The sequence below is a fragment of the Butyrivibrio sp. genome (genome assembly GCF_017433805.1).
Classification (GTDB): Bacteria; Bacillota; Clostridia; order Lachnospirales; family Lachnospiraceae; genus Butyrivibrio.
Map to the genome: position 1 here is coordinate 1 of NZ_JAFRGN010000006.1, position 12,042 is coordinate 12,042.

Here is a 12,042-nt window from a genome sequence, read left to right on the forward strand (position 1 = left end):
AACACATATGCATTGTACCTGAAATGACATAGTTTTCGCCCATTATTTATTGCTTATCATTGTTTGTAACTTATTAACCAATTGCACATAGGGCTTAAATACTGGTTCTTTTGTGCAAAATATATAAGAAAGTATAGAGAGGATTTTAAAATGGGAGATTTTTTAAAGAACTTTTCACTTGAAGGTAAGGTAGCTTGGGTTACAGGCGCTTCTTATGGACTTGGACTTGCTTATGCAGTAGCATTCGCAGAGAGCGGAGCTAAGGTTGTATTCAACGATATCAACCAGGAACTTGTAGACAAGGGACTTGCTGAGTACGAGAAGCACGGCATCAAGGCTTTCGGTAAGGTTTGTGACGTTACTAAGGAAGATCAGGTACAGGAATTTGTAGCTGCAGTTGAGAAGGAAGTTGGTACAATCGACATCCTCGTTAACAACGCAGGTATCATCAAGAGAATTCCTATGCACGAGATGTCAGTTGATCAGTGGCAGCAGGTTATCGATGTAGACCTTACAGGTCCATTCATCTGTTCTAAGGCAGTTCTTCCAGCAATGATGAAGAAGGGCTCAGGTAAGATCATCAACGCTTGCTCAATGATGTCAGAGTTTGGTCGTGAGACTGTATCTGCATATGCAGCAGCTAAGGGCGGACTTAAGATGCTTACAAGAAACATCTGCTCAGAGTATGGTCAGTACAACATTCAGTGCAACGCTATTGGACCTGGTTACATTGCAACACCTCAGACAGCACCTCTTCGTGAGAAGCAGGCTGATGGTTCAATGAACCCATTCGACAGATTCATCCGTTCTAAGACACCAGCTCAGAGATGGGGTAAGACAGAAGACCTTATGGGACTTGCAGTATTCCTTGCATCTCCAGCTTCTGACTTCATCAACGGACAGGTAGTTTATATCGACGGTGGTATCTCTGCTTACATCGGACAGGATCCTAACAACCTTGATCCTTCCAAGTTTGCTGATATCGACGAGAGCACAGCACAGTAAAGAATAATTTCTATATATAGGATAAAGAAAGGCAATAAAAATGGATAAGATTTGCGAAGAGTTATACAAAATTGGTATCGTTCCTGTAATCGCTATTGACGATGCTAAGGATGCAGTGCCACTTGCTGAGGCACTTATTAAGGGTGGTCTTCCAGCTGCAGAGGTTACATTCCGTACAGCTGCTGCTGAGGAAGCAATCAGACTTATTTCTGAGAAGTTCCCAGAGATGATCGTTGGTGCTGGTACAGTCCTCAATGCTGAGCAGGCTGACCGCGCTAAGGCTGCTGGTGCTAAGTTCATCGTTAGCCCAGGCTTTAACAGATCAAACGTTGAGTACATCCAGTCAATCGGTGTACCTGTAGTTCCTGGAACTGCTACACCTGGTGAAGTTGAGCAGGCTATCGAGCTCGGTCTTGATTGCGTTAAGTTCTTCCCAGCTGAGCAGAACGGTGGTATTGCCAAGATCAAGGCTATGGCTGCTCCTTATACTAAGATGCACTTCATGCCTACTGGCGGTGTTAACAAGAACAACCTCAATGATTACCTCAGCTTCAACAAGGTATTCTGCTGTGGTGGTAGCTGGATGGTTAAGAAGGAACTCATCTCTGCAGGCAAGTTCGATGAGATCGAAGCTATGACAAGAGATGCAGTTAATGCTATGCTTGGCTTCACAATGAAGCACGTTGGAATCAACCAGGCTGATGCTGCAAGCGCTGAGGCTACTGCAGACAAGTTTGATTCACTCTTCGGATTTACCAAGAAGGTTGGCAACTCATCAGTATTCGCTGGCTCAGTTGTAGAAGTTATGAAGTCTCAGGGACGTGGACAGTGCGGACACATCGCTATCGGCACTAACAACGTTGACAGAGCTGTATATCACCTTGGCAAGCAGGGCGTTAAGTTTGATGAGACATCATTCTCATATGATGCAGATGGTCACCTTAAGGTAGCTTACCTCGCTGATGACTTCGGCGGATTCGCTGTACATCTTACAAAAAACTAATTATCACATTTGATTTATAGAATAAGAAAAGAGGATTTTATTATGTCAAAGAAAGTCGTTACATTTGGTGAAATCATGCTTCGTCTTCAGCCAGACAACTATCTTAGATTTGTTCAGGTTGATCACCTTGAGGCTACATTCGGTGGCGGAGAGGCTAACGTATCAGTTTCTCTTGCTAACTATGGTCTTGATTCAGTTTACGTTACAAAGCTTCCTAAGCACGAGATTGGACAGGCTGCTGTTAACTCACTTAGAAAGTATGGCGTTGATACATCTAAGATCACAAGAGGCGGCGATCGCGTAGGTATCTACTACAACGAGAAGGGTGCTTCACAGAGAGGTTCTAAGTGCATCTATGATAGAGCACATTCAGCTATCGCTGAGGCAGTTCCAGCTGACTTCAACTGGGATGAGATCTTCGAGGGTGCTGAGTGGTTCCACTTCACAGGTATCACTCCAGCTGTAAGTGATTCTCTTGCTGAGATCACTCTTGAGGCTTGTAAGAAGGCTAAAGAGCATGGTCTTACAGTATCTTGTGACCTTAACTACAGAGGTAAGCTCTGGAGCAAGGAGAAGGCTGGTAAGGTTATGGCTGAGCTCTGCCAGTATGTTGATGTATGTATCGCTAACGAAGAGGATGCTAACGATGTATTTGGTATCGCTGCTTCTTCAACAGACGTTACAACAGGTAAGCTTAACAGAGAGGGCTACATCGAGGTTGCTCAGAAGCTTACAGAGAGATTTGGCTTCAAGAAGGTTGCTATCACACTTCGTGAGTCACTTTCAGCTAACGACAACAACTGGAGCGCTATGCTCTACACTGATGGACAGGCTTACTTCTCCAAGAAGTATGCACTTCACATCGTTGACCGTGTAGGTGGCGGAGATTCATTCGGCGGCGGACTTATCTACAGCTGCGTTAACGGATTTGATCCTCAGGCTACAATCGAGTTTGCTGTTGCAGCATCTGCTCTTAAGCACTCAATCGAGGGAGACTTCAACCTTGTTACTGTTGATGAGGTTAACAAGCTTGCTGGTGGCGACGGATCAGGACGTATCCAGAGATAATCATCATAAAGAATTATGGAGAGCTCTATCTGGCTTAGGCTGGATAGAGCTCTTTTTATTTTGTTTATTAAATTATCACAGAAAAATAACTGATATATCGCACTCGATTGTATATAATGTATTCGTAGAATTGTGTAGTTGTGCGCATTTATAGGTGTTGCGATATGAAGATGGAAAGACCTTTTCATACTTTTTTGATGTTCATAGCTGTTCTTATGATGCTTCTTACAGGGTATCTTGTTAATAAGATTGCTATTGAAAATAATGTATCTTCTGAGGTTACAGCTGATCTGAATCTTTATGGAGCTAAGCTGTCCGATATATTATATGCTTCTGTAACAAAGAAAAGTGAGACAAAGACTACGTCCGGGTATGATACGGAATATGAGTTTTTGATCACTAACATTGGAGATAATACTATATCTAATTGGAAAGCTACGTTATCAGTTCCAAATGGTACGATTGTAAAAAGTTCATGGGATGCAGCACTTAATCAGCATCTGGATAGAAATGAACTTGTTTTTACCCCTGAGTATTACAGTATAGATATTCATTCCTATGAAGCAACTGCATTCAGGTTGCTTTTAAATACTATTGAGCCGTTTGATCCTCATTCAATTAAATTTGTAGGCTATGAGGTTGTTAAAGGCCAAAAAAACATAATAGGACCAATTATTCAGATAGCTATAGCAATCTGGGCGATTTCATTTATTGGATACTGGGTTACAAGGTTCAATATCAGAAACTACAAAGAAAGACAGCAGAATGATGTTAAGATCATTCTACAGTCGATGAATACTTTCATTAGTTTCATAGACGCAAAAGATCCATATACAAGAGGACATTCAAAGCGTGTTGCCATGTATGGTGCTGAAATTGCCAAGAGAATGGGGCTATCGGAAGATGAGGTCCAGAATATTTATTATGCAGGTCTTTTGCATGATTCCGGAAAGATCAGTATTCCGGATGCTGTTTTAAATAAACCAGGTAAGCTTACTGATGAAGAGCGCAAGCTTATACAGAACCATACAATTGCAGGAGGAAAGATGCTCAAACAGCTTTCTTCTATCAGAGGTATCAGAGAAACAGCTCTTTATCACCATGAGAGATATGATGGAACCGGATATCCGGAAGGTCTTCGCGGAGAATCTATTCCTCTATATGCGAGAATTGTAGGTGTGGCAGATGCTTATGATGCCATGTCTAGTAACCGTGTGTACAGAAGACACCTTAATAAGGATGAGATCATTGAGGAAATTCAAAAGGGCGGTGGAAAGCAGTTTGATCCTGATATTGTAAAATACATGGTTGATATGATTAATGATGGCTATGTAAATGTAGTTAAGATGGAAACGGCAGACAGTGAGGAAGGAGCTAACAATTTCCACCTTACAGAAAGCGATATTCCTGGAGTTTATATGGGATATTAGTATACATAATAATCGATATTGACAAGATGTGTGAAATTTCGTAATATGTAATTGAAATCGGTTTCAGACAGTCCCCAAGACGGAGTTTTTATGGAAAACGATAGACTGAATGCCGGTAAGTCGATTACAATCTATGATATTGCAGCGGAAGCGGGAGTGTCTGCTTCTACTGTTTCTCGTGTCCTGAACGGAAGTGCTTCCGTTCGCAAAGAGAAGAAGGACAGAATCCAGAGCATAATTGATAAATATAATTTCAAGCCTAATGCATTGGCTAAGGGGCTTTCTGACACTGCCACCAAGACAATTGGTATCATTGCTGCTGACGTTAGAAACCCTTATTATTCAGCTCTTTTTGTAGCCTGCGAGATTGCAGCAGAGAAGGCTGGATACAGTGTTGGTCTTGCTAATTCGCTTGGCGTAAAAGAAAGAGAGCAGGCGCAGCTGGATATTCTGCTGCAGCAGAAGGTTGATGCCATCATTCAGATGGGCGGACGGGTTGATGATCTTATTACTGATGATGCGTATGCTGAGAAAGTAAGGGCTGTTTGTGCCAGTACTCCTGTGATTGTAACGGGCAAGCTTGATAAAGCGCCTGTTCACAGGGTAGTTATTGATGAAGCAAAGGGAATGAACCTTGTTATGGAACATCTTATCGGACTGGGACATCACAAGATTGCTCTTGTTGGAGGTGAAATGCGCGTTGCTTCTACTTTTTACAAGTATCAGAGATATGAGGATAATCTCAAGGCGCATGGTATCAAGGTAAATGGGGAATATGTAGTAAATGGATATTATGATCCGGAATCAGGGTATGACGCAACCAATAAGATTCTGAAACTAGAGGACAGGCCTACAGCGATAATAGCAATTAATGACTTTGCTGCCAGTGGAGCTCTCAGGAGTATAAGAGAACATGGGTTAAGAGTGCCTGAGGATATATCTGTAGTAAGTTTTGACAATACATATATCGCTGATCTGATGTCACCTAAGCTCACCAGTATAGATTATAACTATGATAAGTATGGCCAGAAGTTGATAGATACAGCAGTTGCTGTATCTGCCGGAAAAGAAGTAGAAGACCTTCAAATGGTTGATCCGGTGCTGGTTATCAGGGATAGTACAGGGATATGCTATAACTGATGGCAAAAGATATAAGAATATTTATGGAAAAACGTTTTTGAAACTGTGATATTGCTATTTGGTATTTTTGTATACAATATATGGCAAAATGTACAAAAATAGGAGGAAGTAACTAGTATAGCTTCCTCCTTTTTGTATTAATTCACCAAAACTGCAATCGGTTTCAAAATAATCATTGACTAATATATGGCATTAATGATTAAATAATGATATGAAATCGGTTGCAAGTTGTTAAAATGCACAAACGGGGACTGTGTTTAATAGAAAAGCAATCGCGAGTAATTGGGAGGGTTCCATGAGTAAGAATACTAATTCATCTTCTACGCAGGTAATCAGGAAGCGCGGGGTGCTAGAAACTTTGTGGAGATACAGAGTTTTGGAACTTATGTGTTTGCCTGCAGTAGTCTTTTTCTTCCTTTTCAGCTATATGCCGATGCCCGGTATTTGGGTAGCCTTTGTTAAATATAATTACAGAGATGGTATTTTTGGAAGTAAGTTCGTAGGTCTTAAGAACTTCCAGTTCCTGGCAGAGTCAGGCAAGCTCTTTGAACTTACCAAGAATACAATTCTCTACAATATCGCATTTATTATCCTGGGTAACTTACTTGCTATTCTCGTAGCTATTCTTCTTAACGAGATGCAGAGCAAGATGTTCAAGAAGGTATCACAGACAATGATGTTCCTTCCATACTTCATTTCACAGGTACTTGTAGGAATTCTTGTTTACAACCTTTTAAATTATGACTACGGTTTTGTAAATGAGGTTCTCACATCACTTGGAAGAGAGAAATGGGGACCGTATTCAGATCCTTCGGTTTGGCCGGTAATCCTGGTAATCGTTCATTTGTGGCAGCAGACAGGTTACAACTCAGTTGTTTACTTCGCTGCAATCTGCGGAATTGATGCAGAGATCATCGAGGCAGCCAAGGTTGATGGTGCCAACGCTTTCCAGAAGATCAGATACATCATTCTTCCAGGACTTAAGCCTACAATAGTAATTCTTCTGTTGTTCGCTCTTGGTGGAATCGTAAAAGGTAACTTTGGTCTGTTCTACAACATTATCGGTACTAACTCACTTCTTTATCCTACAACAGATATTATTGAGACTTACGTGTACCGTGCTACAATCAATGACTTTAACTTCTCTACAGCATCAGCTGTTGGTTTGTATCAGTCAATCATAGGCTTTGTAATGGTTATGGCAGTTAACTACATAGTTAAGAAGATTGATCCAGATTATTCACTGTTCTGATTATTGATGCAAAAGAAATTAAGAAAATAAGAGGAGTTTTACGATGGCTAAATCAAATGAAATCGAAATGACTGGCGTTAAAGTTAAACTTGGCGCTTCAGATATTATTATAAGAGTTTTTGGATATGTACTTATTACATTCTATGCTCTTGCATGTATTTTTCCTTTCCTGATCATCATCGGTACATCTTTTACCAATGAGGCAGTAATCAGAGCAGAAGGTGTTCAGCTTCTTCCAAAGGAGTTCACACTTAAAGCCTATGAGATGGTTGTCAGAGGCGGAATGATCTGGAAATCATACGGACTTACAATTACTCTTACATTATGCGGAACAGTAGTAGGTCTTATGATAATTGCTATGACAGGTTATGCACTTCAGAGAAAAGATTTCCCTCTCAGAAATGCAATTTCCTTCTATATTTACTTTACTTCACTGTTCTCAGCAGGACTTGCACCATATTACCTTCTGATGACACAGACCTACAAATTAAATGATAGCTATCTGGCAGTATTTTTCCCTCTTCTCATGTCACCTTGGCTGATCATTCTCATGAAGAACTTTGTTAAAGCTATCCCTCATGAGATCACAGAATCAGGTAAGATTGACGGAGCCGGAGATATGGTCATCTTTACAAGACTTATTCTTCCTATGCTCAAGCCAGCTCTTGCTACAATAGGTCTTTTCCTTGCACTTGGATATTGGAACGAGTGGTATCAGTCATCTCTTTTCCTTAGTTCAAGAGTAGCTGTTAAGCCACTTCAGTTCCAGCTGTACAAGGTTGTTAACGAAACTCAGGCACTTAAGAATTCAATCGCCGGACAGTACATCACACTTACAGATGTACCTACAGAGTCACTTAAGATGGCAACAGCAGTTATGGCAACAGGACCTATCGTATTCCTGTATCCATTCGTTCAGAAGTATTTTATCGGCGGTATTACCGTTGGTGCGGTAAAGGGCTGAGAGAACTTGCTGAGGTTTTTTCGAAGCTAGTTCGAACGTCTTCCGGCGAGCGTATGCGAGAGCGGAAGTTCCTTGTTTGAAACTCACGTAAGTGGGTTCACATATTCATTTTCTTATCAAAAAGGAGGATAAAAATGAAGAAAAAGTTATTAGCAACATTACTTAGCGCAAGCATGGTACTTGGTATTGCAGCATGTGGCTCATCTACAGCTGAAACACCAGCTCCTGCAGACACAACTGCAACACAGACAGAAACAAAGACTGAGACAACTACAACTGATGCAGGCAGCACAGAGACAGCAGACGCTTCAGCTATCGACACATCTGAGCATGTAGTTATCACCTACATGACAACAGGTGGTGCTCCAGAAGGAAACCAGACAGATGCTATGCTTGAGCAGCTGAACAAGATCCTTACAGAGAAGGTTAACGCAGAGCTTGAAGTATACTACATCGACTGGACAGATTATCTTTCAGTTTATAACTTAACACTTGCACGTATGGACGGTACAGTAGACCTTGTTGGTACAGCTTCTGACTGGCTTGATGCTTGGCCAAATGCCAAGAATGGTGCTTTCCTTGAGCTTTCAGAGGATATGCTCAAGACATACGCTCCTAAGACATGGGAGTCAGTATCACCTGAGCACTGGGAACTTTGCAAATATGATGGAAACATCTACCTTATGCCAGAAGATAACTATGCACAGTGGACTAACCACGGATTTGCATATCGTCTTGACTGGGCTAAGGAAGCAGGCCTTGCTGATGGCGTTAAGAGCTGGGAAGACCTTACAACATACTTCAAGTATGTAAAAGAGACATATCCTGATGTTATTCCTTGGGATTCAGACGGCACACAGTATGCAACAATGGTTGGTGGATGGATCACATCTCACTCTAACTATGTTTCAATCGATGGTATCAACTCCGGCGCTATGTGGGGTGGTACAAAGGATGACCTTTACACAGTATATTCACCATATGTAACAGATACAGATTCACTTGTTGAGTTTGCTAAGATGATGAAGGAATGGGATGAGATTGGCGTTTGGAAGACAGACGTTCTCAACAACACAACTTCTGACAACAGAGAAGACTTCAAGATTGGCCGTGTAGCAGCTGAGCAGCACCACACACAGACTTGGACAGACCTTTGCTCACACAAGGATGGCTATACAATCTATGATGATCCTAAGGCTGAAACAGGCTTCTTCTACTTTGGTGAAGAGACTAAGAACCTTGTAGCTCTTTCAATCACTCACGGTGCTATGGCTGTATCTGCAGCTTCCAAGAACCCTGAGAGAGCTCTTATGGTTTATGACCTTATCAGAAACGATCCAGATTGCTACAAGCTTTTCAACTATGGTGTTGAGGGCGTTTCATACGAGCTTACAGCTGATGGCATGAGAAAGACTCCAGACGGATACAACTCAGCTACAGATGGTATTTCTGTAAACTACTGGTGGGGACGTAACGATGACCTTGAGATCAAGGACGCTACAATGAACTGGGATGCTATCGAGAAGCTCTACAAAGAGTATGATGCAATCAAGATCGACTATCCATATGGACAGTTCGTTCCTAACGTAGATGACATTCAGTCTAAGATCGACAACATCAATGATATTCACACAACATACATGAAGCAGATCGCATTTGGTAAGTACCAGGGATCAGCTGAAGATATCGTTGCTGAGTATCAGGAAGCTCTTAAGAAGGCTGGTATCGATGATGTAACAGCTGAGCTTCAGAGGCAGTTCGACGAGCTCTACAAGTAATAACTTGAACTAATTACTAGATAAAAAGGGAATACTGTAGACTAGTTTTGCAGTATTCCCTTTATTATAAAAATGAGGAAACGAAAACAATAGCTTTAGTTTTCAGGAGATAAATTATGGGAAAATTTGAAATTAAGGATACCTTTTATTTAAATGGAGAACCATTCAAGGTTATATCTGGTTCTTTTCACTATTTCAGGACTGTCCCGGAGTATTGGGTCGACAGACTTGAGAAGTTAAAAGCTCTTGGATGCAATACCGTTGAGACCTATATTCCATGGAATCTTACAGAGCCTAAAAAAGGTGTATTTAATTTTGAAGGTTTCTGCGACATAGAGAAATTTATACAGACTGCTACTGAGCTGGGCCTTTACATTATTATCAGGCCATCACCTTATATCTGCGCTGAGTGGGAATTTGGCGGACTTCCAGCATGGCTGTTAAAAGACAGAAATATGCGCCTTAGAGTCAGCTACAAGCCTTTTCTTGATGCGGTAGAGGATTATTATAAGGTTCTGATGCCTAAGATCACCAAGTATCAGATTGATAATGGTGGAAACATTATTCTCATGCAGATTGAGAATGAGTATGGATATTACGCTAATGACCATGAGTACATGAAGTTTATGCGTGATCTGATGGTTAAGTATGGCGTTACAGTACCTCTTATTACTTCAGACGGCCCATATCATGAGAGCTACAGAGGTGGCTATGCAGAAGGTGCTCACCCTACTGGTAACTTTGGATCCAAGACAGAAGAGCGCTTCAATGTAATCAAGGATTACACAAACGGTGGACCACTTATGTGCGCTGAGTTCTGGGTTGGCTGGTTTGACCATTGGGGAAATGGCGGCCATATGAAGGGCAACCTCGTACAGAGTACTGAGGACCTTGATAAGATGCTTGAGCTTGGAAATGTCAGTATCTACATGTTCCAGGGTGGTACAAACTTTGGATTTATGAATGGCTCTAACTATTACAACGAGCTTACACCTGACGTTACAAGCTATGACTATGATGGAATACTCACTGAGGATGGACAGATCACTGAGAAGTATCGTAGGTACCAGGAAGTAATTCGCAAGTATGTGGACGTTCCAGAGGTTGAGTTTAGTACCAAGATCAGCAGAAAGAGCTATGGAACACTTGAGTGTAAGGAGAAGGTATCTCTTTTTGCAACACTTGATACACTCAGCACTCCAGTGCATCTTCCTTATACGGTTAACATGGAAGAGCTTGATCAGAGCTATGGCTATATTCTCTATAGATCAAGACTTCATTCAGAGGCTGGAATTGCCAAGCTTAAACTCTGGGAGACTGGAGACAGAGCTAATGTATTTGTAGATGAGAATCCGCTCATTACACTTTATGACCTGGAGCTTAACGATGAGCATAATATTCCTATGGAGAAGTTCCTTGCATGCTCTCAGCCTGCACAGATGCTCGCCGGTAAGTTTATGATGGAGAATGGACTCACTCCTGAGACTGCTGCAGCTGCTATTGGAGAAGCAGGTCTTTCTACAGGAACTCTTCAGGGACTTAATGAGAAATTTGATGTCCTTGTTGAGAACATGGGACGTGTTAATTTTGGCCCTCGTATGGAGACACAGAGAAAGGGTATTAACAGATGTGTTCAGATTAACGGTCATATACATAATGACTGGGATATCTATACACTTCCTCTTGATAACATCGACAAGGTAGATTTTAGTAGAGAATACAAAGAGGGTGCGCCTGCATTCTATCGCTTTACATTTGATGTTGATGAGAAGGGTGACACATTCCTTGACTTCGAAGGATGGGGCAAGGGAGTAGCATTTATCAATGGCTTTAACCTTGGAAGATTCTGGGAAATCGGACCTCAGAAGAGACTGTATATACCAGCTCCTCTTCTTAAAGATGGAGAAAATGAGATCATTATCTTTGAGACAGATGGTAAGGTAAGAGATACAATTGAGCTCAAAGATGAGCCAGATATTGGTTGAATATAGCACGTGACAAAAGAGGTGACTTGGATGCCGCCTCTTTTTTGTATTAATGAAATTAAAAAAGACCACCGGTATATGCCGGTGGCCTAATTTACCAAGCAAATTATGGATGATAGATTACATCAGCACCTGGTGCTTCTGTATTTACAGTTCCGCCGCTGAAGCTCTTCCAGTTAGTGTTTCTGTCAGCATCGTAGATATAGCCATCAACATATCTTGTATCGTCGCCGCTGAGCTGTGTTCCACTGAGCTTAAGCTCTTTGATCTCTGGTGTGTTCCAAGTCTTCATACCTTTTGCTCCTCCATGATACTTTTTTTCCCGCAAGTTGGCCAACTTACAGAGGCTATGTTATCACTGCACCATAGTAGAGTAAAGGAATCTTACACAACTGTAACAGATGTGTTCAAATTGTT

10 protein-coding genes are annotated in these 12,042 nt (G+C 41.5%); 9 read left to right on the forward strand and 1 reads right to left on the reverse strand.

Annotated features, from left to right (window positions below; all coding sequences use genetic code 11):
- The first annotated feature begins 150 nt into the window (after positions 1–150).
- From IJI01_RS00335 to IJI01_RS00375, 9 genes are all read left to right on the forward strand, one after another.
- Positions 151–1,005: a gluconate 5-dehydrogenase gene (locus IJI01_RS00335; RefSeq protein ID WP_292184104.1), complete on the forward strand. Its 855-nt coding sequence runs from the start codon at positions 151–153 to the stop codon at positions 1,003–1,005.
- Positions 1,006–1,045: 40 nt separating this feature from the next.
- Positions 1,046–2,008 carry a bifunctional 4-hydroxy-2-oxoglutarate aldolase/2-dehydro-3-deoxy-phosphogluconate aldolase gene (locus IJI01_RS00340; protein WP_292184106.1) on the forward strand — a complete coding sequence of 321 codons (963 nt, stop codon included), beginning with the start codon at positions 1,046–1,048 and terminating at the stop codon, positions 2,006–2,008.
- A gap of 42 nt (positions 2,009–2,050) precedes the next feature.
- Positions 2,051–3,076, forward strand: a complete 1,026-nt coding sequence (locus tag IJI01_RS00345; RefSeq protein WP_013280330.1) for a sugar kinase — start codon at positions 2,051–2,053, stop codon at positions 3,074–3,076.
- Between the two features lie 164 nt (positions 3,077–3,240).
- Positions 3,241–4,506 (forward strand): HD domain-containing phosphohydrolase, encoded by a 1,266-nt coding sequence (locus IJI01_RS00350; RefSeq protein WP_292184110.1) that lies wholly within the window; start codon positions 3,241–3,243, stop codon positions 4,504–4,506.
- 90 nt (positions 4,507–4,596) lie between these two features.
- On the forward strand, positions 4,597–5,646 hold the full coding sequence (locus tag IJI01_RS00355; RefSeq protein WP_292184113.1) for a LacI family DNA-binding transcriptional regulator: 1,050 nt from the start codon (positions 4,597–4,599) through the stop codon (positions 5,644–5,646).
- Between the two features lie 295 nt (positions 5,647–5,941).
- A complete protein-coding gene (locus IJI01_RS00360; protein ID WP_292184116.1) occupies positions 5,942–6,898 on the forward strand; it encodes an ABC transporter permease in 957 nt (318 codons plus the stop codon).
- Between the two features lie 43 nt (positions 6,899–6,941).
- On the forward strand, positions 6,942–7,862 hold the full coding sequence (locus IJI01_RS00365; protein ID WP_292184117.1) for a carbohydrate ABC transporter permease: 921 nt from the start codon (positions 6,942–6,944) through the stop codon (positions 7,860–7,862).
- A 134-nt stretch (positions 7,863–7,996) separates the two neighbouring features.
- Complete coding sequence (locus IJI01_RS00370) at positions 7,997–9,640, forward strand: ABC transporter substrate-binding protein (RefSeq protein ID WP_292184119.1); 1,644 nt, start codon at positions 7,997–7,999, stop codon at positions 9,638–9,640.
- Positions 9,641–9,756: 116 nt separating this feature from the next.
- Positions 9,757–11,625: a glycoside hydrolase family 35 protein gene (locus tag IJI01_RS00375; protein WP_292184122.1), complete on the forward strand. Its 1,869-nt coding sequence runs from the start codon at positions 9,757–9,759 to the stop codon at positions 11,623–11,625.
- A 106-nt stretch (positions 11,626–11,731) separates the two neighbouring features.
- Here IJI01_RS00375 and IJI01_RS00380 read toward each other — a convergent pair whose 3' ends face one another.
- Complete coding sequence (locus IJI01_RS00380) at positions 11,732–11,917, reverse strand: hypothetical protein (RefSeq protein WP_292184125.1); 186 nt, start codon at positions 11,915–11,917, stop codon at positions 11,732–11,734.
- Between the last annotated feature and the right edge of the window lie 125 nt (positions 11,918–12,042).